The 26,926-nt window shown below is 45.9% G+C and carries 26 protein-coding genes, 1 other RNA gene and 1 riboswitch; of the genes, 26 read left to right on the forward strand and 1 reads right to left on the reverse strand.

Features of this window, described 5'->3' with window-relative positions; translation table 11 throughout:
- Positions 1-59: 59 nt before the first annotated feature.
- From ACQRCC_RS08140 to tadA, 15 genes are all read left to right on the forward strand, one after another.
- Complete coding sequence (locus ACQRCC_RS08140; RefSeq protein WP_427850309.1) at positions 60-752, forward strand: 5'-methylthioadenosine/adenosylhomocysteine nucleosidase; 693 nt, start codon at positions 60-62, stop codon at positions 750-752.
- A gap of 153 nt (positions 753-905) precedes the next feature.
- Positions 906-1,907, forward strand: a complete 1,002-nt coding sequence (locus tag ACQRCC_RS08145; RefSeq protein WP_427850310.1) for a hypothetical protein — start codon at positions 906-908, stop codon at positions 1,905-1,907.
- An 89-nt stretch (positions 1,908-1,996) separates the two neighbouring features.
- The gene (locus tag ACQRCC_RS08150) at positions 1,997-3,448 is read left to right on the forward strand and encodes an aminotransferase class I/II-fold pyridoxal phosphate-dependent enzyme (RefSeq protein ID WP_427850311.1); all 1,452 of its coding nucleotides are present in this window, start codon (positions 1,997-1,999) and stop codon (positions 3,446-3,448) included.
- Complete coding sequence (locus tag ACQRCC_RS08155; protein WP_427850312.1) at positions 3,441-4,028, forward strand: guanylate kinase; 588 nt, start codon at positions 3,441-3,443, stop codon at positions 4,026-4,028. The genes ACQRCC_RS08150 and ACQRCC_RS08155 overlap by 8 nt, the downstream gene beginning before the upstream one ends.
- The gene (gene holB / locus ACQRCC_RS08160; RefSeq protein ID WP_427850313.1) at positions 4,015-5,004 is read left to right on the forward strand and encodes a DNA polymerase III subunit delta'; all 990 of its coding nucleotides are present in this window, start codon (positions 4,015-4,017) and stop codon (positions 5,002-5,004) included. The genes ACQRCC_RS08155 and holB overlap by 14 nt, the downstream gene beginning before the upstream one ends.
- Positions 5,005-5,008: 4 nt before the next feature.
- Complete coding sequence (locus ACQRCC_RS08165; RefSeq protein WP_427850314.1) at positions 5,009-5,920, forward strand: PSP1 domain-containing protein; 912 nt, start codon at positions 5,009-5,011, stop codon at positions 5,918-5,920.
- Complete coding sequence (locus ACQRCC_RS08170) at positions 5,910-6,692, forward strand: tRNA1(Val) (adenine(37)-N6)-methyltransferase (protein ID WP_427850315.1); 783 nt, start codon at positions 5,910-5,912, stop codon at positions 6,690-6,692. The genes ACQRCC_RS08165 and ACQRCC_RS08170 overlap by 11 nt, the downstream gene beginning before the upstream one ends.
- Before the next feature lie 32 nt (positions 6,693-6,724).
- Entirely contained in the window at positions 6,725-7,420 is a 696-nt protein-coding gene (locus ACQRCC_RS08175; RefSeq protein WP_427850316.1) for a DUF3990 domain-containing protein, read from the forward strand.
- Entirely contained in the window at positions 7,407-7,829 is a 423-nt protein-coding gene (locus tag ACQRCC_RS08180) for a hypothetical protein (protein WP_427850317.1), read from the forward strand. Before ACQRCC_RS08175 ends, ACQRCC_RS08180 begins: the two co-directional genes overlap by 14 nt.
- 282 nt (positions 7,830-8,111) lie before the next feature.
- On the forward strand, positions 8,112-9,911 hold the full coding sequence (locus tag ACQRCC_RS08185) for a glycoside hydrolase family 2 protein (RefSeq protein ID WP_427850318.1): 1,800 nt from the start codon (positions 8,112-8,114) through the stop codon (positions 9,909-9,911).
- A 73-nt stretch (positions 9,912-9,984) separates the two neighbouring features.
- Positions 9,985-10,617, forward strand: a complete 633-nt coding sequence (locus ACQRCC_RS08190) for a 4'-phosphopantetheinyl transferase family protein (RefSeq protein WP_427850319.1) — start codon at positions 9,985-9,987, stop codon at positions 10,615-10,617.
- 154 nt (positions 10,618-10,771) lie between these two features.
- Positions 10,772-12,088, forward strand: coding sequence for a hypothetical protein (locus ACQRCC_RS08195; RefSeq protein WP_427850320.1), 1,317 nt, complete (start codon positions 10,772-10,774; stop codon positions 12,086-12,088).
- Positions 12,089-12,116: 28 nt separating this feature from the next.
- Positions 12,117-13,541 (forward strand): deoxyguanosinetriphosphate triphosphohydrolase, encoded by a 1,425-nt coding sequence (locus ACQRCC_RS08200; RefSeq protein ID WP_427850321.1) that lies wholly within the window; start codon positions 12,117-12,119, stop codon positions 13,539-13,541.
- A gap of 61 nt (positions 13,542-13,602) precedes the next feature.
- Positions 13,603-14,514, forward strand: coding sequence for a hypothetical protein (locus tag ACQRCC_RS08205; protein ID WP_427850322.1), 912 nt, complete (start codon positions 13,603-13,605; stop codon positions 14,512-14,514).
- 25 nt (positions 14,515-14,539) lie between these two features.
- A complete protein-coding gene (tadA, locus tag ACQRCC_RS08210; protein WP_427850323.1) occupies positions 14,540-15,034 on the forward strand; it encodes a tRNA adenosine(34) deaminase TadA in 495 nt (164 codons plus the stop codon).
- A 28-nt stretch (positions 15,035-15,062) separates the two neighbouring features.
- Here the strand turns inward: tadA and ffs are convergent.
- Positions 15,063-15,324, reverse strand: an RNA gene (gene ffs / locus ACQRCC_RS08215) — signal recognition particle sRNA large type.
- Positions 15,325-15,415: 91 nt separating this feature from the next.
- On the opposite strand from ffs, the gene ACQRCC_RS08220 reads away from it, so the two are divergent.
- The 11 genes from ACQRCC_RS08220 to tnpA all read left to right on the forward strand — a co-directional run.
- Positions 15,416-17,188, forward strand: a complete 1,773-nt coding sequence (locus ACQRCC_RS08220) for a B12-binding domain-containing radical SAM protein (protein WP_427850324.1) — start codon at positions 15,416-15,418, stop codon at positions 17,186-17,188.
- A 162-nt stretch (positions 17,189-17,350) separates the two neighbouring features.
- A complete protein-coding gene (locus tag ACQRCC_RS08225) occupies positions 17,351-18,901 on the forward strand; it encodes a VanW family protein (RefSeq protein WP_427850325.1) in 1,551 nt (516 codons plus the stop codon).
- 16 nt (positions 18,902-18,917) lie between these two features.
- A complete protein-coding gene (locus ACQRCC_RS08230) occupies positions 18,918-19,823 on the forward strand; it encodes an AIR synthase-related protein (RefSeq protein WP_427850326.1) in 906 nt (301 codons plus the stop codon).
- Between the two features lie 46 nt (positions 19,824-19,869).
- The gene (locus tag ACQRCC_RS08235) at positions 19,870-20,361 is read left to right on the forward strand and encodes an Lrp/AsnC family transcriptional regulator (protein ID WP_427850327.1); all 492 of its coding nucleotides are present in this window, start codon (positions 19,870-19,872) and stop codon (positions 20,359-20,361) included.
- Positions 20,361-21,527, forward strand: a complete 1,167-nt coding sequence (locus ACQRCC_RS08240) for a pyridoxal phosphate-dependent aminotransferase (protein WP_427850328.1) — start codon at positions 20,361-20,363, stop codon at positions 21,525-21,527. The genes ACQRCC_RS08235 and ACQRCC_RS08240 overlap by 1 nt, the downstream gene beginning before the upstream one ends.
- A gap of 18 nt (positions 21,528-21,545) precedes the next feature.
- On the forward strand, positions 21,546-22,043 hold the full coding sequence (locus tag ACQRCC_RS08245; RefSeq protein WP_427850329.1) for a tRNA (cytidine(34)-2'-O)-methyltransferase: 498 nt from the start codon (positions 21,546-21,548) through the stop codon (positions 22,041-22,043).
- A gap of 105 nt (positions 22,044-22,148) precedes the next feature.
- Entirely contained in the window at positions 22,149-22,505 is a 357-nt protein-coding gene (locus ACQRCC_RS08250) for a hypothetical protein (protein ID WP_427850330.1), read from the forward strand.
- A 96-nt stretch (positions 22,506-22,601) separates the two neighbouring features.
- Positions 22,602-23,099 (forward strand): shikimate kinase, encoded by a 498-nt coding sequence (locus tag ACQRCC_RS08255; protein WP_427850331.1) that lies wholly within the window; start codon positions 22,602-22,604, stop codon positions 23,097-23,099.
- A gap of 171 nt (positions 23,100-23,270) precedes the next feature.
- Positions 23,271-24,563, forward strand: coding sequence for a UDP-N-acetylglucosamine 1-carboxyvinyltransferase (locus tag ACQRCC_RS08260; RefSeq protein ID WP_427850332.1), 1,293 nt, complete (start codon positions 23,271-23,273; stop codon positions 24,561-24,563).
- 91 nt (positions 24,564-24,654) lie between these two features.
- Positions 24,655-24,754: riboswitch (SAM riboswitch) on the forward strand.
- Positions 24,755-24,924: 170 nt separating this feature from the next.
- A complete protein-coding gene (gene metK / locus ACQRCC_RS08265; protein ID WP_427850333.1) occupies positions 24,925-26,112 on the forward strand; it encodes a methionine adenosyltransferase in 1,188 nt (395 codons plus the stop codon).
- A gap of 579 nt (positions 26,113-26,691) precedes the next feature.
- Positions 26,692-26,926, forward strand: a 235-nt coding sequence (gene tnpA, locus ACQRCC_RS08270; protein WP_427850334.1) for an IS200/IS605 family transposase, incomplete at its 3' end; no start/stop codon positions are given.

Here is a 26,926-nt window from a genome sequence, read left to right on the forward strand (position 1 = left end):
TGAATAGTAACAAGCAAGACATTTTTATAGAAAATATATATAATCCAGGAGGGATAGTGATGATAGGAATTATAGGAGCAATGGAAGAAGAAGTTGCTGCTTTGAAAGAAGCAATGGAGATTCAGGAGGTCAAAGTGATGGCGTCCATGACATTTTGCAGGGGCAGGCTTTGTGAGAAGGATGTTGTCGTTGTGCGAAGCGGTATTGGCAAGGTGAATGCTGCTCTCTGCGCACAGATCCTTATAGATATGTTTGGGGTGGAGGCGTTGATCAATACGGGAATCGCCGGTTCTCTGGATGCCCGGATTGATATTGGAGATATGGTGATTTCTACGGATGCGCTGCATCACGATATGGATGCAACTCTTTTTGGGGATCCCGTGGGACAGGTGCCGAGGATGGATACCCTGTCATTCCCGGCAGATGAGCGTCTGATAGCACTGGCTAAGGAGGCCAATGAGGAGGCGAACCCGGACATTCATACTTTTGTTGGAAGAGTGGTGAGCGGAGATCAGTTCATTTCTTCGACGGAAGCGAAGAATAAAATCATTGCGAATTTTCATCCTCTCTGCACAGAGATGGAAGGAGCGGGTATCGCGCATGCAGCATACCTGAACAAAGTTTCGTATGTCATCGTTCGAGCAATTTCGGACAAGGCAGATAACAGTGCGGATATGGATTATCCGACTTTCGAAAAGCAGGCAATTGCCCACAGTGTCAGACTTGTGATGAATCTGCTGCCAAGAATTTAGCTAAAGCTTCCGGTACAGGCAGAGGAGGCGAATCTGACAGAATTGATAAATGCTGACAGAATCTGCCATTTCTACTGCGAAATGTGGAGAACGGTTTTTCTACCCTCTTTCTTAGATTCCGCTATAATCGAATCAAGAAGGAGGGTTTTTATTATGGTAGAAGCAATCATGGACAATCGTATTCCGTATATTCTGATGGGAATTTTCACAGTAGCGGGAGTAGTGAGTAAGCTGGTGGCGGGGGTTACGCTGAAGCGTCTGGTAAATGCGGCGGGCAATATGAGTAAGAGCTCGCATCCTCTGATCCGGCTGGTGCGGGCAAAATTTGAGCATGCATGCATGATCAGTGACCGGGTGCAGAATGTGGATGTGTTTGCACAGAAATATTTGTATGAATACAAGGTTTTGGGTATCCGGTTACATACCCTGTGCAGAATCGGAAGAGGAAGTGCGTGGCTATGCCTGGTGACAGGACTTGCAGGGTCATTTGTGACGTATCGGAATGATGCGGCAGCGGATCAGGCTCTGCAGATAATGGCTGCTGGAGTGGGAGGCGCCGTTATTCTGACGGTGTTGCAGATGCTGACGGACGAGAAGTATAAGTTGGAAGCAGTAAAAACTTATATGGTGGATTATCTGGAAAATGTCTGTGCACACCGGTATGAGAAGACGGCACAGCGGGAGCAGAAGACGGCCCAGGCAGAACAGAAGAATGGAGGAAGAGAATTGGAGAATCCGGAGAGACCGCGTCCGAGAGAAGAGGTTCCGGCGCCGGATTATTCCACGGAGATATCAGAGCCGGTTATGCCGGAACCAGTACGGATGCCGGAACCTGGGAGAACACCGGAGCCTGTGCGGGCACCGGAACGTACGCCGGGCCCGGCTGTTCAAGCGGATTCAGCTTCGGGAATTGTTCAGGCCAGAGATGATGGCTATCTGACGGGAACAGCTGTAGAACAGAATCTTCGGGAAGAGACGATAAGTCCGGTCAGAAATCGGAAGAATCGAAGAAAACAGGAGAAGACGGAGACATTCCGGGACACATCCGAAGAATTACTTTTGAGCGAGTCAGATGCGGAGGGAAAAGGAAAGGAGCATCCGCCTATTTCTAAGGAAGTCCTGATCAGAGAGATACTGGAAGAGTTTTTGGCTTGATTCTGGAGTCCCAAACTGGTAGAATAAAAGATAATGTTGGAGAAACATAAACAAGAAGGGAAGTTCAGAAGAAACGGCAGGATTAACAGATGGGGAATTTGTATCGTCAGTTATGTGAGTACAGTGAATCGGATTACTACGGATTCCATATGCCGGGGCATAAGCGGAACGGCAGCATGATGGATGAGAAACTTCCATGCCGGATCGATATTACAGAGATAGAAGGCTTTGATGATCTGCATCATGCTTCCGGTATTTTGAAAGAAGCTCAGGAGAGCGCAGCCAGAGTGTACGGCGCCGATGAGACTTATTTTATGGTCAATGGAAGTACGGTGGGAATCTTAAGTGCGATTCTTGGAAATACAAAAAAGGGAGACACGGTGCTTGTGGCAAGGAATTGTCACAAGTCTGTGTACCATGCGATATTTATAAATGAGCTGAAGCCGGTATATCTTTATCCGGAGTTCAGCGGAGAGCTTCAGTTGAATACGGAAATCTCCGTAAGCGCAGTGAAAACTGCGCTTAAAGAGCATTCAGATATCCGTGCCGTCATTCTGGTGTCACCGACTTATGATGGAGTTATATCAGATATTGGGCAGATTGCGGATGTGGTACATGAGTATAGGATCCCGCTGATCGTGGATCAGGCGCATGGGGCTCATCTTGGATTTCATTCGTATTTTGGTGAAAATGCCAACCGGCAGGGAGCAGATGTGGTTATCCACAGCCTGCATAAGACACTTCCGTCCCTGACGCAGACGGCACTTTTGCATATGAACGGACCTTATGCAAATCGACGTAAGGTTCGAAGATATCTGGATATGCTGCAATCCAGCAGTCCCTCCTATGTTCTGATGGCAAGTATTGATGGATGTATCCGGATGCTGGAAGAAGGAGCGGAACTGTTCGATCCTTATGTAAGACAGCTCCAAAAATTTTGGGAGAAGACAGAAGAGCTGAAAAGGCTTTGTGTGATCCGGACGGAGCATTTCGATCCGTCGAAGATTGTAATTTCCGTCAAAGATACTGATATAACCAGTCGGGAGCTGTACGAAACATTGCTGAACCGGTATCATTTGCAGATGGAGATGGTGAGTGGGACATATGTGCTTGCCATGACATCGGTGGGAGATACGGAGGAAGGATTTGACAGACTCTGGACGGCGCTGACAGAAATTGATCAGGAATGCGATGCGCGGATGTCAGAAGCGGAAAATCAGACAGATATGGGTACTCTGGGCAGGATTGCTCCGGTGGAGCAGGTATTTACCAGTGCAGAAATGGAGAGAATTCTGGAGGATGCATGGGAAGGTGATACGCAGTCTGACAGTGATAGGGTGCGTCATCTGCGATGGGAAGAGAGTGCAGGTTATATTTCCACCGAATATGCATATCTCTATCCGCCGGGGATTCCGATTCTTGTGCCGGGTGAACGAATTTCCGAAGAGGCGGTGGATACGATGCTTTGCTACAGAAAACTGGATTTTCATATAGAAGGATTACAAAAAGAAGATTATATAAAGGTATGGGCTGATGGGTAAGATATATTATATGATGGGGAAAAGTTCATCGGGAAAGGATACACTTTTCAGGGATATCAGCCAGAGAATGCCCGGACTTCAAACCGTGGTTCCTTATACGACACGGCCTGTCCGTGAGGGAGAGAGGGACGGAGTAGAATATTTTTTCGTGGATGAGAAGCGTCTTTCCGAGATGAAGAAAGCCGGAAAGGTGATTGAGCTTCGGACGTACGATACGGTCCACGGTCCGTGGAATTATTTTACGGCAGATGACGGTCAGATTCATTTGGAAGATCAGGATTATCTGATGATAGGAACACTGGAATCCTATGAAAAGATGCGGGAATACTTTGGTGTGGATGCACTGGTTCCCATTTATATCGAGGTGGAGGATGGAGAACGGCTTTCGAGGGCTCTGGCGAGAGAGCGGAAGCAGGAACATCCGAAGTACCAGGAGATGTGCCGGAGATTTCTGGCAGATTCCAGGGATTTTTCGGAAGAGAATCTGGAACGTTTGAACATAAAGAGAAGATTCTGCAATGCAGATAAAGAACGATGTATAGAGGAAATAATTGAGGTGATAGATCATGGGAAGCTTTAAGGATGTGGTAGGACACAAAGATATTATTAATTATATAAGGAATGCAGTAAAGGAGAATAAGGTCTCACATGCTTATATACTGAATGGAGAGAGGGGATCCGGAAAGAAAATGCTGGCTACTTTATTTGCCACCACGCTTCAGTGTGAGAAGGGCGGACCGGATCCGTGCAATGTATGCCATTCCTGTATACAGGCGGAGAGTGGAAATCATCCGGATATTATCCGGGTACAGCATGAAAAGCCGAATACGATTAGTGTGGAGGATATCCGTACACAGGTAAATAATGATATTTTAATCAAGCCGTATCAGGGACCATATAAAATCTACATTATTTCTGAGGCGGATCTGATGACACCACAGGCGCAGAATGCTCTGCTGAAAACAATTGAGGAGCCGCCGGAGTATGCGGTGATCTTCCTTCTGACAGAGAATGCGGAGGCATTGCTGCCGACCATTACCTCCCGATGCGTTATGCTGAAGCTGCGCAACATCAAGGATGCTCTGATTAAGAAATATTTGATGGAAACCATGCATGTGCCGGATTATAAGGCGGATATGTGTACCGCATTTGCACAGGGGAATATGGGACGGGCGATTATGCTGGCAACCTCTGAGCATTTTAATGAGATTCGGGAGGAGGCCGTACAGCTTCTGAAATATATTGACGATATGGAACTTTCCGAGATCGTGAAGGCAATTAAGCGGGTAGGTGCATATAAACTGGAAATCAACGATTATCTTGATATTATCATGATATGGTATCGGGATGTGTTAATCTATAAAGCAACCAAAGATATGGACCGGGTTGTATTCAGGGATCAGATGCAGTATATTAAGGAGCGCGCAAGAAAGAGCTCTTATGAAGGAATTGAGACGATCCTGAAGAGTTTGGAAAAAGCAAAGGCAAGGCTCAAGGCAAATGTGAATTTTGATTTGGTTATGGAGCTTTTGTTATTGACGATAAAGGAGAATTAATTCTATGGCAAACGTAATTGGAGTAAGATTCCGCACGGCGGGAAAGATTTATTTCTTCTCTCCGGGGCAGCTTGATATTAAGGTGGGAGATCATGTAATTGTGGAAACAGCGCGGGGCGTTGAATTTGGTTCTGTTGTATCCGGACCAAAAGAGGTGGAGGATGAGAAGATCATGCAGCCGCTTAAGCCGGTGATCCGGGTTGCCACAAAGGAAGATTTCCGCAAGGAAGAGAAGAACCGTGAGAAGGAGAAGGAAGCTTTTGAAATCTGCCTGGAGAAAATACGCAAGCACGGGCTGGAGATGAAGCTGATCGATGCTGAGTATACATTTGATAATAATAAAGTATTATTTTACTTTACCGCAGACGGAAGAATTGATTTCCGTGAGCTGGTAAAGGATCTGGCAAGCGTGTTCCGCACCAGAATTGAGCTGCGCCAGATCGGGGTGAGAGATGAGACGAAGATTCGCGGGGGAATCGGTATCTGCGGACGTCCTCTGTGCTGTCATACTTATTTGACCGAGTTTGCACCGGTGTCCATTAAGATGGCGAAGGAGCAGAACCTGTCACTGAATCCAACAAAGATATCCGGTGTATGCGGAAGGCTTATGTGCTGCCTCACCAACGAGGAGGAGACCTATGAGGAGCTGAACAGTCGTCTTCCTTCTATCGGAGACAGTGTGACAACGCCGGAGAAGCTGAAAGGCGAGGTACATTCTGTAAATGTATTGCGTCAGCTTGTGAAGGTAGTAGTTACTCTCGACAATGATGAGAAGGAGATTCGGGAGTACAAGGTGGAAGAACTTCGCTTTAAGCCGAGACGCCGGAAGAAGGATGTGAAGCTCTCCAAGGAAGAGCTGAAAGAGCTGAAGGCACTGGAAGAGAAGAATGGAGTGTCTAAATTAGATGATGAATAATCAGGAAATACAGGCAGGGCAGGCAGATTTGCGGGAAGGGGAACGTCTGGACGATCTTCAGATCAATGGATATGAAATTATCCAGCATCCGGGACGGTTCTGTTTCGGAATGGATGCCGTCCTGCTTTCTGCATTTGTAAAAGTAAAACCGGGGGAACGTGCCCTGGACCTGGGGACAGGAACAGGAATCCTGCCGATTCTTCTGGAAGCAAAGAATCGGGGGGAGCATTATACCGGGCTTGAGATACAGGAAGAGAGTGCGGAGATGGCAAGACGCAGTGTCCGGCACAATCATCTTGAGGAAAAGGTGGAAATCGTGACGGGAGATATCAAAGAAGCCTCCCGAATATTCGGAGCTGCGTCTTTTGAAGTGATCACTACCAATCCACCCTATATGATAGGAACTCACGGACTTAAGAATGACAAAGAGGCGCTTGTTATCGCGCGTCATGAGGTGCTGTGTACACTGGAGGATATCCTGCGGGAAAGTGCGCGGATATTGAAGCCAAAAGGACGGTTCTATATGATTCATCGGCCATTTCGCCTGCCGGAAATATTAAGCCGGATGATGGCGTATGGAATTGAGCCCAAGAGAATGCGCCTGGTCTATCCACATATTGACAAAGAGCCGAATATGGTTCTGATCGAAGGCCTGCGCGGCGGCAGACCGAGGATGCAGGTGGAGCCTCCTCTTATTGTCTATGAGAAGGACGGGAGATATACGGAGGAGCTGCTTCGGGTGTATGGGATGGATGGAGCGAGTCTTGGATAAATAGAAAACACATAAATCAGGTGATGAATAAGATGAAAGTATATCATGGTTCGGATCATGTTATCAAACTTCCAAAGTATCTTGGTGGAAAAGAAGATAATGATTATGGGAATGGATTCTATACAACTGAATATGAAGATAGAGCCAGAAGCTGGGCTGTTTTAAACGGAATGCCTGAAAAGTCAATTGTAAATGTATATGAATTGGATTCAAATAATCTAAACGTATTAGATTTGAATGAAAAAGGTGTACTGGCATGGATTGCGGAAGTCGTTGCTAATCGGGGAATTAGTGATGAGAATGCTGCCATTATCGGTGAAAGGCTGGTAGAATTGTACAAGCCAGATAGTTCACAGGCTGATATTATAAAAGGATACCGGGCAGACGACAGTTATACGCAGGTCATAGAAGCTTTTTTGCTGAACCAGATTAACTTGTATGAAGTGGAACGATTATTTTATAAAGGCTCTTTGGGAAATCAGATTTTTTTAAAATCTAAAGAGGCTTTTGAAAACATACGGTGGATAGAAGCATATTCGGTAAGTATAACAGAAGAAGACAGGCAGTCAGATTTGTTTGCAAGAAGGGAAGTTGGTAGATTCCTGTCTGAAAGAATGAAAGCAATTTTGCTGGACGGGTTCCAACCAACAGGAATCACTGCGCGTTATGCTGTTCAGAACAGATTGATTTATCAGGGGAATGGAGGGTATGGAAATGCCAGCGTATGATGAATGCTATTTAGACAGCATGATAAAAAAACATAGATATCTGTTCAAATTGATAGGTAGATACTGTGAAAATAATGCATTCACTGTCATCAAAACTTATCTGTGTTGTGATTATAGAAAACGCATGGATGAAGGAAATCCTTTGTATCTAAACAAAACCCCGAAACAGATCCTTGGAGAAATGGGAATTAGGGTGGAGTTGGTATCGGAAATAAGTGATAGATATGATGAATTCATTTTAGAATGGATGGCTGATATCTATACTTATATGCAGTGGAAGTATGGGATTTCGTCAAGGTTGATTTCGGATAAAATCAAACCAGATGATTTATATACAAAATATTATCCCTTGCATGAGGCCTCATTGGAAAATGCAGTAGATAAATTGGTGAAAATATATGACTTGTAATCACAGCGAAAACCCGCTAACCTTTCGGCTAACGGGTTTCGTTGTTTTTATAGTTATCTAAAGGAATGAGAGTAAAGTGCGACACCGGAGGGCGCTGCCCTCGGTGTTCTTACTTTATGAGGGGGGGAGATAGTTGACTTCTATCAACTATCTGACTTTAGTATAAATGATAAATGTGTCTAAAATGTTTTCAAACTCTAAAAGAAATCGAAAATTTCTTAAGAACTTCTTAACTATCTGTTAATAGCAGTGTATACTAGAGAAATGAAAGCAGGTGATAGAATGAAAATGCTGGAAACCAGATGGACAAAAGAGGTCAGAGAGCATCCGGATCGGGTGCATATGGAGTATCCGAGACCTTCCATGGTCCGGGAGAGCTACGTGAATCTGAATGGTATGTGGGATTACGCGATTACGAATGATAAAGAAAAGCCGGAGCAGTACGACGGTAAGATTCTGGTGCCTTTTTCCCCGGAGGCTCCGCTCTCAGGTGTGGAGAGGCAGCTTAAGCCGGGACAGTTTCTGTGGTATAGAAGAATATTGCCAGCCAAAGTGCGTGGACATCAGGAAGAGGGAGACCGCAGCCGCTGGCTTCTTCATTTTGGGGCAGTGGATCAGTTTGCTGCTGTCTATGTGAACGGTAAGCTGGTGTGCAGGCATTTGGGAGGATACCTGCCGTTTTCGGCGGATGTGACGGAAGCTCTGACGGATGGAGAGAATGAGCTGGTTGTGATTGTCCGGGATTTTACAGATCATTCTTATTATAGCCGGGGAAAGCAGAAGCTGGAGCGGGGCGGAATGTTCTATACGGCGCAGAGCGGTATCTGGCAGACGGTATGGATGGAAGAGGTTCCTGAGAAATATATTGAGAGGATGAAGATTACGCCTCTCTATGATGAGAGGGCTGTTGCTGTGGAGATAATAGCCGCAGGCAGCGCGGATGTGACCGGAGATAAAAGGAGAGTGTCTATTAGAATCTGGTCAGAAGAAACACAGGCAATGGAGGTGGAAGGAAGCATCGGGCAGGTAATCCGTATTCCGGTTCCGGACATGCATCCATGGAGTCCGGAAGATCCCTTCCTTTACAGCATCAGAGTTCAGATGGAGCAGGATGTAGTTACGGGATATTTTGCGATGAGAAAGATATCCGTTTCTAAAGACAGAGATGGAATTCCAAGAGTTATGCTGAATAATCAGAGATGTTTTCAAAAAGGAGTGCTGGATCAGGGATACTGGCCGGATGGCCTGTATACGGCTCCCACGGATGAAGCCTTGATATTTGATATTGCAGAAATGAAACGGCTGGGATTTAACATGCTTCGAAAGCACATTAAGATAGAGCCTGAACGATGGTATTATCATTGCGACCGGCTGGGGATGCTGGTCTGGCAGGACATGGTATGTGGAGGAACCGGCTATCATCAATGGTATGTTACCTATCTGGCAACGGCGATTAAACGGCTGAATATTCGCCCGGGAGACTGGACCTATGGTCTTTTATCCAGGAGACATGAGAAAGGACGGCAGCAGTTTGTCGCCGAGATGAAGGAAACGATACGGGTTCTTTATAATCATCCTTCTATTGTGACATGGGTTATTTTCAATGAAGGATGGGGACAGTTCGACGCAGAACGGATGACCCGGATTGCCAGGGAGCAGGACGCCACCCGGTTAATCGACCAGGCCAGTGGATGGTTTGACCAGAAAGGCGGAGATTTCCTGAGCATTCATGAATACTTCTTCTCTTTAAAATGGAAACCGGAACAGAGAGTGGCGGCACTTACGGAATTTGGCGGCTATTCCTGGAATGTCCCTGGACACAGCATGTATGAAAAAGTGTACGGATACCGGACATTTCACGGGAAGCAGGAGATTACAAAAGGGTACGAAAAGCTGATGGAAAATGAAATCCTTCCGAATGTGCGAAAAGGAATCGATGTGTTAATCTACACACAGCTTTCGGATATTGAAGAGGAAGTGAATGGTTTTTATACTTATGATCGTGAAATGTTGAAGATAGAGGAAGAAACGATTCAGCGATGGAATGAAGTGCTGACAGAAGCGGCAGAAAGATCATCATGAACGCAGATGAGACGTCTGTCTCGCAGCAGGTACGCTGAGGCGTGCCGGAAAAGAAAGGATATGGAAAATCAGGATGATTCAGACATGGGCGGCGGACATTACTCCGCTTCTTGAGGAAGAAATTTATCAGAAATATTATAATACGGTACCTCAGTTTCGCCAGAATAAGGCAGATCGGATCCGGTTTGAACGGGACAGGGCGCAGAGCATCGGAGCATGGGTGCTGTACCAGCGGATGCAGGAAACTTATGAGATTGATGATGAGGCAGTGTTTAATCTGTCTCATTCCGGGAAGTATGTACTGTGTTCCGTGGAGGATACGGGGAAAAAACAGGTGAAGCTGGGATGCGATGTAGAAATGGTTGGCACAGCGGGTGAGAAAATTGCCCGCCGTTTCTTCTGTCCGGCAGAGGCGGGGTATATTATGGGAAGGCCGGAGGGAGAAGAACGTAATCAGGCATTTTACCGTTACTGGGTGTTGAAGGAAAGCTTTATGAAGGCGACCAGACTGGGAATGGGGCTGGATATGAGAAGCTTTGAGATTGGATTTGATGAAAAGGATGTCCCTGTACTGATGAAGAAACCCGTTGAAATGGCAAGGGATTATTACTATAAGGAATATCCGGAACTGAACCGGGAGGCGCGCATCGCAGTGTGCAGTACAGAAAAAATATTTGCAGAGAAGCTTCATATAGAAATGCTGTAAATGCACATTAAGAGTGTAAAAGTATAGCATTGACGAACGAAAAGAGTTTTGCTAAAATAATAAGAGGGAAAAATATAGGTTTATGAAGAAATTATAAAGTTTACAAACATAAATCTGTAGGGTGAGTATATGTAATTGAATAAGGAGGAGAATCATGTTAGATCTTACATTCGGAGAGCAAGTCAAAATTATCTTAAGCCGGAAAGGCATGACAATCAAGGAACTCGCAGAGATAATTGAAGAGAGGACTGGCAAGAAGATGTCCCGCCAGAATCTGACACAGAGGCTTGGACGTGACAATTTCCAGGAGCAGGATATGCGTATGATAGCGGATATCCTGGGATGTCCGTTCCAGTTGAGTATTCTGGCGGATATCAATGAGGTAGAGCGGGCATCTAATATAGAGGATGTTGTGCCTACAGCACATGAATTGTCCAGGCTTGCCAGAGCGAAAGAGCGGAAGGCGAAGAAGGTGGAAATGCCGGAAGCGGCAGAATCAGAGAAGGAGACTGCAGACGATACGATTGCACCTAAGGTTACGGAGTCAGAAAGAGATATGACCATAGGAGAGCTGGTAGATATCCATGTCAGACTCGAGGAACTGGAGAGCCTTAACAAAGCAGTCGAGGAGGATGATCAGGAGACTGAGCAGTCCGCAGAAGAAATGGCAGCTGAATTTGATAGCCAGGCGGACGAAAACTTCCATGAAGCTGAGAGAGCAGAAGCTTCGGAGCCAGTGAACGAAGAGGTAGAATTTTCAGAGGAAGTATCCGCTGAAACGGAGGAAGCACTTGCAGAAGCTGTTGAGGAATCTGCAGAGAATCAGGAAGAGATCATAGAAGAAAGTATAGAGGAAACAGAAAACTTTACAGAACCATCCGCGGAAGAAACAGAAAACTTTACAGAGGAGCCTGCAGAAACAGAAACTAATGAAGAGCTGCAGGAGCAGGCAGTAGTGCAGGAAGCAGAACCACAGCCGGAGCCGGAAAAACATGAAGAAAAACATGAAGAGAAGAAGGCACGGGGATGGCGTGCCATGTTCCAGCGCCGCCCGAAAAAGGCAAAACAGGAAGAGCCCCGTACGGTATATACAGAGCCAAAAGTGGAAGAAGAATTTAATGAGTGGGCAGAGAATCCTGTGGAACAGGCTTCAGATGTCAGCGGTGTGATGCAGGAAGAGCCGGTGATGCAGGAAGAGCCGGTGATGGAGGAAGAGGTTATAGAGATGATGCCCGGAGATTCCGGAGAGGATGAAGAAGATCTGGAGAGAGGCGAGCGGAATCCATATACCGGTCATGAGTATGAGACTAACAGTGTGAGGATGCATCCGAAGCGGATTGGTTATGTACAGGTATATGACAGAAGCAATCATCAGTGGACAGATATGACAGAGTGGGCATTCCTGGGATATCAGGAGCGCAAGAAAGCTCTGCTTGGCAAGGATTACGAACCGCCGATTTATCTGGATTAATACGGCATACAAAGGAGTCTGGTAAGGATTGAACTGGGAACAATTATTATCAACGAAGAGAAAAAGAAACGGATCGGGTAAGACCAGATATACAAGGGCTACCGATCTTCGCAGTGAATTTGAGAAGGATTACCACCGGATTATCGGCAGCGCATCTTTTCGGCGGCTGCAGGACAAGACGCAGGTATTTCCTCTGGATAAAAGTGATTTCATTCGTACCAGACTGACTCACTCCCTGGAGGTGTCTTCCTTTGCGAAATCTCTGGGACAGAACATTGGAGAAAATATTCTTGCATACAGGAAAGATCCGGATTTTACAGTGCAGATGAAGGAAGATATCTGCAACATTCTGCAATGTGCGGGACTGATACATGATATTGGCAATCCGCCATTCGGACATTTTGGTGAGGAAGCGATCCGCGACTGGTTCGGAAGGAATCTTTCGAAGCTGACTTATCGCGGAAAGCCTGTTTCTGAGGTGCTGACACCTCAGATGCGGGAGGATTTTTATCATTTTGAAGGAAATGCGCAGGCATTCAGGCTTGTGACGAAGCTGCATTTTCTGGTGGACGAGCGGGGAATGAATCTGACTTATGCTCTGCTCAGTACGATGATCAAGTATCCGGTGTCTTCCCTGGAGATTAATACAAGATCAGGGGATATTAAGGATAAAAAGCTGGGATACTATTATGCGGATGAGGAAATGTTCCGGGAAATTGAAGAAGCAACCGGAACCAACGGCTGCAGACATCCTCTTACATTTATTCTGGAGGCGGCGGATGATATCGCTTACAAGACGGCTGATATCGAGGATGCCTTTGTAAAGGGATTTATTTCTTATCATGATTTGCTGGAAGAGTTGACGGAAATGGAGGAGCGCTATGCCCAGGAGGGAAACAGCTTCAGTCCGTCGGGAAAACTAAAGGAGCTTTATGACAGGGGAAGGTATCTGCATATGGAAAGTCCGGAGGAATATGCCATAAAGAACTGGATCGTCCGGGTGCAGGGATTTTTGATTACCTGTGCAACTTATGGATTTACATCAAATTATGAGGCCATTATGGCGGGAACCTATAAGCATGATCTGTTTTATCAGACCTATGCTCAGCGTCTGATGGATCTGTTGGGAGATATGGCATATCGCCGGGTATTCACCTCAGAGGCCATTTATCGTATGGAAGTGACGGAAGCTGTTATGATAGACTATCTGATGGACCGGTTTGTAGGTGCGGTAATCGGATATGACGACAAAGAGGAGGAGATGAATGCCATTGATCAGCGGATGGTGTCTTTCATTTCCAGTAATTATAAAAATGCATACCACTATCATGCAAGAGGCAAGGATGATGTGGAAAAGCTGTATCTGAGGCTTCTTCTGGTGACAGATTATATCTGTGGAATGACGGATAGCTATGCCAAGCGGTTTTATCAGGAATTAAAAGCAATAATATAGGAATTTTAGGAACGGGTAGCGAATAGATTGTGATGAATAACACAGGAATGGATGTGGTAATTTGAAACGATTTATTCGCTACTTATATGAATACCGGGATGGGCAGAGAGCACGGAATGTGGGATTTGTCCGGGTGGATCAGGATGATACTTCCACCGTCGTGCACATTCACGGGAAAGGACTACGGCTGTCGGGAGAGCGAAAGCTGCGATTGTATATTTTCTTCCGTGAAAATGGCGTCTGCCGGGGGATCTGGCAGGGAGATATCGAGCAGATCAATCCGGCGGTGAATTATCGACTGGCCTTTACGGCGGAAGATACGGGAAAACCGGAATATTATCCGTGGATTGACGGAGTGATTCTGGAGCACGAAGGAAAACGGAAGTTTGCTGCCGGATGGGATGATATGCCGGTGGATGTGGATGGCATGGTAGAGTGGCGCGAGCAGACCACTGAAGACCGGGTGAAAGCGTCACCGGAGAAGGATGCAGAGGCACCGGTGAGAGAACCTGCGGAAGAAAGAACTGAGGGAGCACCTTCAGGAGAATCCGTAAAGGAAGTTTCGGAAGAACCGAAGGAATCCCGACAGGAAGATATGGTTATGGAAGAAACAGAGGTGGATACATATCTGCCGCCGAGCACTCCCCGTGTGGAGAAAATCTGCCGTCAGGACATTGCCAGACTTCCGCGCTGTGAGTGGAGGCTTGCCAACAACAGCTTTCTGCTGCATGGATGCCATAATTATCATCATCTGATTCTTCTGGACGAGGGTGATGTGTTGTGGCTGGGAGTTCCGGGCATTTATCATCGGCGGGAGGCAAAGGCGGCGGAAAGCTTTGGCTTTTCCAGATTTGTCCGTCTGAAGGAAGAATTAGGAGAAGATATAGCCGGGAAAACTATGGGGGAAGAAGACTGGGGAGAGGATTTTGGCTACTGGTGCAGGAAAGTGCGCCGCAGAGGAGACAAAGATTGAACCCGGGAGAAGGGAGTGGCTTTTAGTGTACACAACAGATGAAAAATATATGAAAGAAGCGATAAAGCAGGCGAAGAAGGCGTATGCTCTGGATGAGACGCCCATTGGATGTGTCATCGTTTATGAGGGAAAGATAATCGGGCGGGGATATAACAGACGGAATACGGATAAAAACACACTGGCACATGCGGAGATTGCGGCCATTCGAAAAGCAAGCCGCAAAATAGGAGACTGGCGGCTGGAGGGCTGTACCATGTATGTCACTCTGGAGCCATGCCAGATGTGTGCCGGTGCTATTGTGCAGTCCCGGATGACCAGAGTGGTAGTAGGGTGTATGAATCCCAAAGCTGGATGTGCGGGGTCGGTTTTAAATCTTCTGGATATGCAGGAGTTCAATCATCAGGTAGAACTTACCACGGGAGTTCTGGAGGAAGAATGCAGTGGATTAATGAAACAGTTCTTTAAAGAACTCAGAATGAGAAAGAAAACGGAAAAAAATAACGGAGAAGTGCAGAATTAAAATACACTCTCCGTTAAAATCCTTTTTTTCGTGCATTGCGCTTCGAACTTGGCCAATAAACGTTACTCTGGCAGTTAACTCAGCCCAGGCACCCTCACGGCACCCGGAAGGTTCCGCTTAGTGCTGCTTCGTTCCCGACCTGACACGATTCACGGATTCCCGTCGCGTGAGACCCAAACATCAACGTCACTTACCAAAGGCAGCTTTACCAGCTTTCGCCCTCTGCGCAATATCACCCCTGCTGTAGCGGATTGCAGGTACAAGGTACCGCTAGCACCCCGGCTGCACGAGTCTATATTGTAACCTGTTTTTGCGAAAATGTCAATGGAAGCAGAACATCAATTGTAAAAGTTATAAAATTATTGTAGAATAACAAGTACTATGGAAACAAAAAAGATATTATTAACGGCAATTAATGCAAAATACATTCATTCTAATCTGGCAGTTTACAGTCTGAGGGCCTATGCAAATGAGTGCCTGGAGAGAAAGAATGCAGGAGAGAATAAAGAAGACGATGAAGAAAAAGTAAAAATTGATATTGCGGAATATACCATTAATCAGCAGACGGACGAGATACTGATGGATATTTACAGGCGTCATCCGGACATGCTGTGTTTCTCATGCTATATCTGGAATATACAGTATGTAAGAGAGATCGTGCGTGAGGTGGCCAAGATTCTGCCGGATGCCGGGATATGGCTTGGAGGGCCGGAGGTGTCTTATGATGCCGTTCGTGTACTGGAGGAGCTGCCGGAGGTGACCGGTGTGATGAAGGGAGAGGGAGAGGAGACTTTCGCCCGTCTTGTGTTGGGAGAATGTAAACAGGAGATGACGGGCATCACGTTTCGCGATGAGGAGGGAAGGATTATAGAACGTCCCTGGCGTGAAGTGATGGATTTGAATAAAGTTCCGTTTATCTACCAGGATATGACAGATTTCGCAAACAAAATCATATATTATGAAAGCAGCAGGGGGTGTCCGTTTTCCTGCAGCTACTGTCTCTCATCAGTAGATAAGAAACTTCGGTTCCGGGATGTAGAACTGGTGAAGAAGGAATTGCAGTTTTTCATTGACCGGGAGGTGCCGCAGGTAAAATTCGTGGATCGGACTTTTAACTGCAGTCACACACATGCCATGGAAATATGGAAATATATAACAGAGCATGACAGGGGAATCACGAATTTTCATTTTGAAATATCGGCGGATCTGCTGAATGAGGAAGAGATTGCGATGATCCAGTCTATGCGTCCGGGATTGATTCAGCTGGAAATCGGTGTGCAGTCCACCTGTCCTGAAACGATCCGGGAGATCAGGCGTACCATGAAGTTTGGGAAAGTGGCGGAGGCAGTGCGTTCCGTCGGGAAAAACGGAAATGTCCATCAGCATCTTGATCTGATCGCAGGATTGCCATATGAGAACCTGAAGAGGTTTGAGGAGTCATTTAATGATGTTTATGCATTGAAACCGGAGCAGCTTCAGCTGGGATTTCTGAAGGTGCTGAAGGGCTCCTTCATGGAGCAGAACCAAGAAGCATATGGCCTGATCTGTAAGGATACGCCGCCCTATGAAGTTCTTTGTACTAAATGGCTCTCTTATGACGATGTTCTCTGCCTGAAAGGGGTAGAGGAAATGGTGGAAATATATTACAACAGCGGACAATTTTCGAGGACGATCCGGAAGCTGGAGGAAGAATTTTCTTCTGCGTTTGGAATGTACCGGGAGCTGGCGGAATATTATACAGTATGCGGCCTTCATAAAGTCAGCCATGCCAGAGCGTCCAGATACGAAATACTTTTAGAATTTATCCAAAAGAAGAAACCGGAGAATGCAGAGATTTATCGAGAACTTCTGATCTATGATTATTATCTGCGGGAGAATGCAAAGACCCGACCGGAATTTGCGGGAGAATATCAGCTGAGCAGGGAAGAGGTGCGGCTATTTTATGAAGAGGAGGCGGAAAGCCGCCGGTATTTACCGGATTACGGGAAATATGACCGGAACCAGGTGAGAAGGATGACCCATCTGGAATATTTTCCGCATCTGGAGGAAATGATACTTTTTGATTATGCCGTCAGAAATCCGCTGACGAAGGAAGCAAGAACGGCAAAGGTCGATACTCGGTATTGCAAAAGTATCATAAACAGTTTAAAATGATAAAACAGGCAGCGAAAGAGGCGATTAAAATGAATTTTAATGATAAAAAAACGAGAAGAATTGTATCGATTATCGTGATCGTCGTAGTTGTGGCGATGGTTGCGACTACTATTATTCCGGCATTGTTGTTTTAAGCGGGGGAAATGAGCGGGGTGTAAGCATATGGCGGCGGATAGGAGAAGGAAAATAAGCAGACGGGTCAGTCTGCGCAGAAAGCGGCAGATGCAGGCGCTTTTTATTCTGATATCTGCGATGGTGATTTTTGTATTTGCCGGGTCGTATCTGGCTCTCAGGAATTATGTCAGACAGGTGAAGGAAACGGAGATCTGTGACAATGTTTTCATTGGCAATGTGGATGTTTCGGGGATGACAGCAGAGAAGGCTGAGGAAGTCATGGAAAAGCATCTGAAAGAAGACCGTGCGACGATTCTTACCATGATGGTGGGAGAGAAGAATACGGAAACGACTTTGAAAGAACTGGGACTTTCTGTAAAAGGAATGGACAAGTTGATTCAGGAGGCTGTAGATTACGGAAAAAAAGGAAGTATGTGGAGACGCTATCGGCAGATGAAGAAGCTTGTGAAGAAGCCGTTAGTTATAAAAGAAACCTTTGTCCTTGATAAGGAATCGGCGGATGCGGTATTTGAAGAGAAAGTGATTCCTCTGGAAAATGGAGCTGTGGATGCTGCCATTCGAAAGACCGTTAACGGATTTGAGATTGAGGCGGAAAAAGAAGGAAAGACGGTTAATGTTGCGGAATCTTTGGAAAAGATAACGACTCATCTGAATCAGGAGTGGGATCATGAGGATTTTTCAGTGGAGATGGTTCTGAAGAAAGATATGCCCCGGATCACAGAAGCCGATCTGGAACAGATTCAGGATGAACTGGGTACTTTCTCTACCGATGCAGGCGGAGGAGAACGGTGGCAGAATCTGAAGACGGGAGTTGGTAAGCTGAATGGAGTTGTCCTGATGCCGGGAGAAGAACTTTCGGTTTATGATACCACAGCTCCTTATGATGAGGAGCACGGTTATGTGGAGGCGGGAGCCTATGAGAACGGACAGATTGTACCTGCCTTTGGAGGCGGCATCTGTCAGGTGTCTTCCACATTATATAACGCGGCTATTTATGCGGAGCTGGAGATTCTGGAGCGGTATCCGCATTCCATGACGGTGGCCTATGTCGAACCTTCAAGAGATGCGGCTATCGCTGGTGGATATATGGATTTCCGGTTCAAGAATCCTTATGATGCACCGGTATATATCTATGGGACGATTGACGGAGCGAATCAGCTGATTTTTACGATTTACGGAAAAGAGACGAGACCGAAGAACAGGAAGATTGATTTTGAAAGTGAAACGGTCAGTACAGAGGAATATACGGTAGTATACCAGGAAAATCCGGAACTGCCGCTTGGACAGATGCAGTATACCGGAAATCCACATGCGGGAAAAGAAGCCAGACTCTGGAAGATTATTTACAAAGACGGAAAAGAAGTAAGCAGGGAAGAGTTCAATACCAGCTACTATTCGAAATCCGATGAGATTATAGAAGTGGGAACAAAGGGAGCGGGAGCAGCATCCGGAGCGATCAGCACAGCAATCGCATCCCAGAATTATGAACAGATCATGAATGCTATTAATCAGGCGGCCTCCTATGATCAGAGTTATTCAGAGGATGACAATGAAGAAGAGGAGAGCGACGAGTCATAGCAGGAGGAACAGGAAAATGATGCACACGATGTTACGGACAGACAAACACTGGGTTTGGTACACCGATTCTTTCTATGGATATCAGAAAGACCTCGGTGTATTTGCCATGGCATCCGCTGTGAATCAGATGGCATCCAGGGGAGTGGAAAAGTGTTTGATAGATGCGAAGATCACACTGCCGTTTTCTATGCAGAAATCTGAGATCATTTCCATGAAAAAAGAGATGGAGCGAGCGGCGAAGGCGCTTCCGGTAGAATCTCTGCATGTAGAGGGGACTGTCGGATGTGAGGCGGCGCTGCCTTTTATTACAGTAACGGCGGCGGGAGCGGCGGATGAGGCGCTCCTTGCCGATGCGACGCTGACGGCGCGAGCCGGATGGGACATTGTCCTGACGAAGTGGGTCGGTCTTGAAGGAATGCTGAGAATTGCAGCAGAAAAGGAAGCGGTTCTCGCCGCGAGATTTACCCCTGTATTTTTGAACCAGATAAAATCATACACACCCCAGATTTTTGCACTTCGGGAAATTGCCGTTGCAAAAGCCATGGGCGTGTCTGTCATACGTCAGATCGGTGAAGGAGGCATACTTGCGTCCCTTCATTATCTGGCGCAGGAAACGGGCATGGGCCTTTCTGTGGATATGAAGAAGATATCTATTAAACAGGAGACCATAGAGGTCTGTGAACATTTTCGCCTTAATCCGTATCAGCTCACATCACATGGGTGTATGCTGATGCTGACGAACCGGGGAGAGGAACTGGCAGATGCGCTTGTACAGGATGGCATAACGGCGTCTGTGATAGGGCGCCTGAATAATGGCAATGACAAAGTCATTCATAACGGTGAGGACATGCGGTATATTGACCGTCCGGCACCGGATGAACTGACGAAGATATTCTTGGAAGATGCGGGGTCACGGCAGTGATCCCTTTTTTACTCTATAGAAAACTTAGACAACAGGAGGAAAAGAAATGAATGAAAACAGAAGACAGATACTGCGGTATCTGGAAACAAACAGCAGAATTGATCTGAAGGAGCTGGCAGTACTGCTGGGCACCGATGAGGTGACAATCATGAATGAAGTGGCAACTATGGAGCAGGAAAAGATTATCTGCGGATATCATACGCTGATTGATTGGGATAAGGCTGGAGTAGAACTTGTAAATGCACTTATTGAAGTGAGGGTCACACCTCAGAGAAACGATGGATTTGATAAAGTAGCTGAAAGAATTTATAACTATCCGGAGGTGACGGCCGTTTATCTGATCTCGGGAGCATATGATCTGCTTGTGTCCATGGAAGGAAGGACTCTGCAGGAGGTTTCCCGTTTCGTATCCGAGAAACTTTCATCTATTGAGCCGGTTATCAGTACCGCTACTCATTTTATTCTGAAAAAATATAAGGACCACGGCACGGTTATGGGAAGAAAGATGAAAGAAGAAAGGATGCTGGTGACACCGTAATGAGAAATCCATTATCACAGAAAATAACAGAAGTAAAACCATCCGGAATCCGTAAGTTTTTTGATATTGTGAGCGAGATGAAGGATGCAATTTCCCTTGGTGTGGGAGAACCGGATTTTGATACGCCGTGGAGGATCCGGGAGGAAGGTATTTATTCCCTGGAGAGAGGAAGAACTTTTTATACATCCAATGCAGGACTAAAGCCTTTGAAGGAAGAGATATGTAAATATCAGGAAAGAAAGATTAATGTGACTTTTGACCCGGATAAAGAAGTTATTGTAACCGTTGGCGGCAGTGAGGGAATAGATATTGCCTTTCGTGCCATGCTGGATCCGGGAGATGAGGTGCTGATTCCGCAGCCATGTTATGTATCGTATGAACCATGTGCATTTCTGGCCGGAGGGACCCCGGTTATCATACCGCTTCAGCAGAAGAATGATTTTAAGCTGACAGCAGAAGAAGTAGAGGCAGCTATTACGCCAAAGACAAAAATTCTGGTTTTGCCGTTTCCGAATAATCCGACCGGTGCAGTCATGACGAAAGAAGAGCTGGAACCGATTGCTGAGGTAGTGAAAAAGCATGATATATATGTGCTTTCTGATGAGATTTATTCAGAGCTTACCTATGGAAAGCCTCACGTATCCATTGCATCCTTCCCGGGAATGAAGGAACGTACGATTGTGATCAACGGATTTTCCAAGGGATTTGCAATGACGGGCTGGCGTCTCGGCTATGTGTGCGGACCGGAAGTGATAATAAAGCAGATGCTGAAAATCCATCAGTATGCAATCATGTGCGCTCCTACCAACAGCCAGTATGCGGCTGTCGAGGGATTGCGTCACTGTGAAGGCGAAGTGCAGAGCATGCGTGAGGCGTATAACCAGAGGCGGCGTTTCCTCATGCATGAGTTCAAGCGCATGAAGCTGGAGTGTTTTGAACCTTACGGGGCATTTTATGTATTTCCGTGCATCAAGGAATTTGGTATGACTTCCGAAGAATTTGCTACCCGTTTCCTGCGGGAGGAGAAGGTTGCAGTTGTTCCCGGAACAGCATTCGGTGACAGCGGAGAAGGATTCATCCGTATTTCCTATGCATATTCTCTGGATGAACTGAAAGAAGCATTGAGGCGCCTTGGAAATTTCATAGGACGGTTGCGTAACGAATAAGAAGGAGTGGCAGGGCATATGCTGAATATCGTATTGCATGAACCGGAAATTCCGGCCAATACGGGGAACATTGGGCGTACCTGTGTAGCGACGGGTACGCGCCTTCACCTGATAGAGCCGCTGGGATTCCGGCTGGATGAGAAAAGTCTGAAGCGTGCAGGAATGGATTACTGGAAGGATCTGGATGTACGGACTTACATTGATTTCAATGATTTTATGGAGAAGAACCCGGGTGCAAAGATTTACATGGCGACGACGAAAGCACCGAACGTGTATACAGAAGTGAATTATGAACCGGACTGTTATATTATGTTCGGAAAGGAAAGCGCGGGAATACCGGAGGAAATACTGGTGAAACATAAGGAAGACAGTGTGCGGATACCGATGATTGGGGACATACGTTCTCTGAACCTTGGTAATTCAGTGGCCGTTATTTTGTATGAAGCATTGCGCCAGAATCATTTCGAAGGAATGAATCTGAAAGGAAACCTGCACAGACTTTCCTGGGAAGAATAAAATAGTGAACCTGGAGACTGCAGACCGACTGCCTGTATTGGCACGGTCTGCAGTTTTCTGCATATACTAATCACAGATATTGATATTGGCGAAGGAGAGAATCCAATGGACATAAAACTTCCCTATTATATGGCATATCCGATGCCGCTTCTCTATGACGATGAAAGAATAGACCGACGGGATTTTGAATACATGAAGAGTATGTATCCGGCGACGGCAAAGCGTGTACTGCCCTATGTGGAAGAAGAGTGTGACCGCATGGAATATGACTGCAGTATGATGTACGATGAGTATCCGGATCAGCTGCAGCTCATGCTCATGGGAAGACGGATCTATGACAGGGCGAAGGAAAAGGAAGAAAACCCCGGAGACTGGCTTCGGGATCTGATACAGGTAATGCTCTATCAGGAGATGTATAAAAGAAGAAGTGACCATAGAAAATACCGCCGGAAATATTTCTGAGAATCCAAAAAAGGGAGCCTTTTCGGAAAGTCTCCCTTTTTCTGAAAATCTGTGCTATACTGATGCAAATGAAATCAGGAAGGACGGGATAGGGATATGGACAATATTATTTTCATTGGAATGCCGGCATCAGGAAAAAGCACAATCGGAGTTGTTACAGCTAAGAGACTTGGGTATGGATTTATAGACACAGACCTTCTGATACAGGAACAGGAAGGCTGTCTGTTAAAGGATATTATTAAAGAAGAGGGAATTGACGGGTTTCTAAAAATAGAAGATCGGGTAAATGCGGAAGTGAAGGTGTCTCATACCGTTATTTCTCCCGGAGGAAGCGTGGTGTACTGTGAGAATGCCATGCGGCATTATAAAGAGATCGGAACGGTGGTATACCTGCAGACTTCATATGATACCATCAGCAGAAGAATCGGAGATGCGGAAAAACGGGGAGTAGTTCTTAAGAAAAATCAGACACTGAAGGATCTCTATGAGGAGCGCAGAGTCCTGTTTGAGAAGTACGCAGATATCACAGTTTGCGAAGATGGCTTGACATTAGAAGAAACTATTGGTAAAGTGTTGGAGGCGTTGGAGGGGTAAAATAGATAGTAATACTTCCGGCGCTTTATAAAAATTGGAAAAATGTTACAGAAATTTTACGTGCCTGTAAAAATTATTTTACAATTGACAAAAGTGTGATATACTAGTAACGCAAGACATTGTTCTGCAGGGTGAGAGTATATATAATTGGAACAGTAATAGAGGTGTAATATGGAGCAGTATATTATAAAGGGTGGCAATCCGCTCGTCGGTGAGGTCGAGATCGGCGGTGCTAAGAATGCAGCACTGGCAATTCTTGCAGCAGCGATCATGACAGATGAGACGGTATTGATTGATAACCTGCCGGATGTAAATGATATTAACGTACTTCTGGATGCGATTTCCGGAATTGGAGCAAGTGTTCACCGTGTAGATCGTCACACGGTAAGAATCAATGGAAAAGGTATTACAAATTTTGATATTGAATATGATTACATTAAGAAGATTCGGGCATCCTACTATCTGTTAGGTGCGCTTCTTGGAAAGTATAAAAGAGCTGAAGTAGCTCTTCCTGGCGGCTGTAATATTGGAAGCAGACCGATTGACCAGCATCTCAAGGGATTCCGTGCCCTGGGTGCAGATGTAGATATTGAACACGGAAAGATTATTGCAGAAGCTGACCGGCTTGTCGGAAAACATATTTATTTTGACGTGGTCAGCGTCGGAGCTACCATTAATGTAATGATGGCGGCAGCGATGGCAGAGGGACTGACCATTATGGAAAATGTGGCAAAAGAGCCACATGTTGTTGACGTGGCAAACTTTTTGAACAGCATGGGCGCCAATATCCGTGGTGCAGGAACTGATGTTATCAAGATTCGTGGGGTTCAGAGACTGCACAGAACAGAGTACTCTGTTATTCCGGATCAGATAGAGGCAGGAACTTTTATGTTCGCGGCAGCGGCAACCAAAGGAGATGTGACGGTTCTGAATGTTATTCCGAAGCATTTGGAAGCAACCATCGCAAAGCTGGTAGAGATTGGCTGTGAAGTGGAAGAATTCGATGATGCAGTGCGTGTCGTTTCCAAGGGAAGCCTGACCTGTACGCATGTGAAGACTCTGCCGTATCCGGGATTCCCGACAGATATGCAGCCACAGATTGGTGTCACACTTTCATTGTGCAAAGGGACAAGTATTATTACAGAGAGTATTTTCGAGAATCGTTTTAAATATCTGGATGAGCTGGCAAGAATGGGCGGCAATGCTAAGGTAGAAGGCAACTCTGCGACGATAGAAGGCGTGGCGAAATTCTCGGGAGCACGGGTCAGTGCACCGGATCTGCGTGCCGGCGCAGCGCTTTGTATCGCGGGGCTCGCGGCAGAAGGAATTACGATTGTAGATGATATCGTTTATATCCAGAGAGGATATGAGAGATTTGAAGAGAAACTTAGAAGCCTTGGTGCTGTGATCGAGCGTGTGGCAAGTGAGAAGGATATTAAGAAATTCAAACTGAAAGTAAGCTAATGGAAAATGTGTATTGACTTGTGTCAGTATATGGTGTAGAGTAGCTATTGTACTTGATGAGTACGTGAGAAACAAGTAAATATCAGACTTTCTCTTATTCAGAGCGGTGGAGATACAAAGGATCTGTGAAGCCGCGGCAACCCCAGAAGACTGGAAGGTGCCAACCTGAGCGAGCAATCGAACAATAAGAGGATTGGTTATGAAATATGAACAGTCCGCTTATGGCGGGCTGTTTTTTCGCTCTATAGGAAACTGCGTTTCCATAGAGCAAGAATATACAGACCAGATCATGAGAGAAAGCTGACGCATACGCCGCAGCGGATGCACCGCGGCACATTTGAACAAATAAGGAGAGGATAAAATGGAAAAAAGATTATTTACATCTGAATCTGTAACTGAAGGACACCCGGATAAGATGTGCGACCAGATTTCCGATGCAATTCTGGATGCGCTGATGGAGCAGGATCCAATGAGCCGTGTGGCATGCGAAACCTGCACGACGACAGGTCTGGTTATGGTTATGGGGGAAATCACTACAAAGGCTTACGTGGATATTCAGAAAATTGTGCGTGATACGGTAAGAGAGATTGGGTATACACGAGGAAAATTCGGATTTGACGCAGACACCTGTGGTGTGATCACTGCGATTGATGAGCAGTCTGCCGATATTGCACTCGGTGTGGACAAGGCACTGGAGGCAAAGGAAAATAAGATGTCAGAGGAAGAGCTGGATGCAATCGGAGCAGGTGATCAGGGTATGATGTTCGGATATGCATCTGACGAGACGGAAGAGCTGATGCCGTATCCGATCGCGCTGGCACACAAGCTTGCCAGAAGACTGACGGAAGTGAGAAAAAACGGAACCCTTCCGTATCTGAGACCGGATGGAAAGACACAGGTAACTGTAGAATATGATGAGAACGGAGTTCCGTCCAGACTGGATGCAGTGGTACTTTCCACACAGCATGATCCGGATGTAACACAGGAACAGATTCATGAAGACATTCGCAAGTACGTATTTGATGCAATCATCCCAGAGGGAATGACAGATGAGAAGACCAAGTTCTTCATCAATCCGACCGGACGCTTTGTTATCGGCGGACCACACGGTGACAGCGGACTTACAGGACGTAAGATTATTGTAGATACCTACGGCGGAATGGCACGTCATGGCGGCGGAGCATTTTCCGGAAAGGACTGCACCAAGGTAGACCGTTCTGCGGCATATGCAGCACGTTATGTGGCAAAGAACATTGTTGCGGCAGGGCTTGCAAAAAAATGTGAGATTCAGCTGTCTTACGCAATCGGTGTGGCATACCCGACTTCCATTATGATCGATACATTTGGAACCGGTAAGCTCTCTGATGAGAAACTGGTAGAGATTATCCGTGAGAACTTCGATCTCCGTCCGGCAGGAATCATCAAGATGCTGGATCTGAGAAGACCGATCTACAAGCAGACTGCGGCATACGGACATTTCGGACGCACAGATATCGAACTTCCGTGGGAGAAACTGGACCGCGTTGAGACATTGAAGAAATATTTGTAAATTCCAAATTCTGGAGTTTTTATGCACAGTTCGCGGAGATGAAACTACTGTTTTGTAGCTTCCCCGCGCACGAAGGGGGGCGTTGCTCCATAGATGACTATTCACTATGGAGCAACGCCTTTTTATGTGGGATAATTACTTTTCTCACATTCAATACGTACTTTAGGAGTTCCTTACGTGAAAAATCTCATTTTCTTTCCTTTCACACGTAGTTTTCGGCATTTTTTACGTGGGAAAATGCTTTTTCTTTTATCTGACATGTAGTCACACGCTTTTTTTACGTGTGATATTTGCTTTTCCAAGCTTTGCCACGTAGGGGCACATTTAAAATAATTAAAAATAAGTAGCGCCCCTTAGAGCGCGTCCTGGCATACAAACAACAAAAAGGGGCGGTTCACGTTTAGGATAAAAAAGCGGGAATCCTCGGTAATTCAATTGCCGAGATGAAAGCTCTATAGTGCCAGAGGGACGTCGTGAAAGGCGAAAGATTCAATTTTGTGAAATTGCAGACGGTCTCTCTGGCATGTTTTGTAATAACAGAACAAATATTCGATTTTTGATTGCAGTAAAATTACTCATATGATATATTATGAGTATGAAAGAAATTTAATACATTCAAGGACATGTGTATATAATATTAATTACCATGTGGTGTGGTCAGTCAAATATAGAAGAAAGATACTTTCTGCTGAAATAGAGAAATATTTGAAGGAACTGGTACATCAGATTGCCGCAGATAAAGGATTTACAGTTCACCTGTTTGAAGTTGGAGAAGGTGATCATATCCATTGTTTTGTATCTGGGCCTCCTAAGT

The sequence above is a fragment of the Sporofaciens sp. SGI.106 genome (assembly GCF_050314255.1).
Classification (GTDB): Bacteria; Bacillota; Clostridia; order Lachnospirales; family Lachnospiraceae; genus Claveliimonas.

Excerpts from the sequence above, each read along its gene's own strand:
- ACQRCC_RS08190 (WP_427850319.1), top strand. The coding sequence starts at position 9,985 with ATGATTCAGACATGGGCGGCGGACATTACTCCGCTTCTTGAGGAAGAA.
- ACQRCC_RS08225 (WP_427850325.1), top strand. The coding sequence starts at position 17,351 with ATGGCGGCGGATAGGAGAAGGAAAATAAGCAGACGGGTCAGTCTGCGC.
- ACQRCC_RS08185 (WP_427850318.1), top strand. The coding sequence starts at position 8,112 with ATGAAAATGCTGGAAACCAGATGGACAAAAGAGGTCAGAGAGCATCCG.
- ACQRCC_RS08195 (WP_427850320.1), top strand. The coding sequence starts at position 10,772 with ATGTTAGATCTTACATTCGGAGAGCAAGTCAAAATTATCTTAAGCCGG.
- ACQRCC_RS08170 (WP_427850315.1), top strand. The coding sequence starts at position 5,910 with ATGATGAATAATCAGGAAATACAGGCAGGGCAGGCAGATTTGCGGGAA.
- holB (WP_427850313.1), top strand. The coding sequence starts at position 4,015 with ATGGGAAGCTTTAAGGATGTGGTAGGACACAAAGATATTATTAATTAT.
- ACQRCC_RS08235 (WP_427850327.1), top strand. The coding sequence starts at position 19,870 with ATGAATGAAAACAGAAGACAGATACTGCGGTATCTGGAAACAAACAGC.
- ACQRCC_RS08220 (WP_427850324.1), top strand. The coding sequence starts at position 15,416 with ATGGAAACAAAAAAGATATTATTAACGGCAATTAATGCAAAATACATT.
- ACQRCC_RS08175 (WP_427850316.1), top strand. The coding sequence starts at position 6,725 with ATGAAAGTATATCATGGTTCGGATCATGTTATCAAACTTCCAAAGTAT.
- ACQRCC_RS08250 (WP_427850330.1), top strand. The coding sequence starts at position 22,149 with ATGGACATAAAACTTCCCTATTATATGGCATATCCGATGCCGCTTCTC.
- ACQRCC_RS08145 (WP_427850310.1), top strand. The coding sequence starts at position 906 with ATGGTAGAAGCAATCATGGACAATCGTATTCCGTATATTCTGATGGGA.
- ACQRCC_RS08260 (WP_427850332.1), top strand. The coding sequence starts at position 23,271 with ATGGAGCAGTATATTATAAAGGGTGGCAATCCGCTCGTCGGTGAGGTC.
- ACQRCC_RS08240 (WP_427850328.1), top strand. The coding sequence starts at position 20,361 with ATGAGAAATCCATTATCACAGAAAATAACAGAAGTAAAACCATCCGGA.
- ACQRCC_RS08140 (WP_427850309.1), top strand. The coding sequence starts at position 60 with ATGATAGGAATTATAGGAGCAATGGAAGAAGAAGTTGCTGCTTTGAAA.
- ACQRCC_RS08230 (WP_427850326.1), top strand. The coding sequence starts at position 18,918 with ATGATGCACACGATGTTACGGACAGACAAACACTGGGTTTGGTACACC.
- ACQRCC_RS08245 (WP_427850329.1), top strand. The coding sequence starts at position 21,546 with ATGCTGAATATCGTATTGCATGAACCGGAAATTCCGGCCAATACGGGG.
- ACQRCC_RS08255 (WP_427850331.1), top strand. The coding sequence starts at position 22,602 with ATGGACAATATTATTTTCATTGGAATGCCGGCATCAGGAAAAAGCACA.
- ACQRCC_RS08155 (WP_427850312.1), top strand. The coding sequence starts at position 3,441 with ATGGGTAAGATATATTATATGATGGGGAAAAGTTCATCGGGAAAGGAT.
- ACQRCC_RS08150 (WP_427850311.1), top strand. The coding sequence starts at position 1,997 with ATGGGGAATTTGTATCGTCAGTTATGTGAGTACAGTGAATCGGATTAC.
- ACQRCC_RS08165 (WP_427850314.1), top strand. The coding sequence starts at position 5,009 with ATGGCAAACGTAATTGGAGTAAGATTCCGCACGGCGGGAAAGATTTAT.
- ACQRCC_RS08180 (WP_427850317.1), top strand. The coding sequence starts at position 7,407 with ATGCCAGCGTATGATGAATGCTATTTAGACAGCATGATAAAAAAACAT.
- metK (WP_427850333.1), top strand. The coding sequence starts at position 24,925 with ATGGAAAAAAGATTATTTACATCTGAATCTGTAACTGAAGGACACCCG.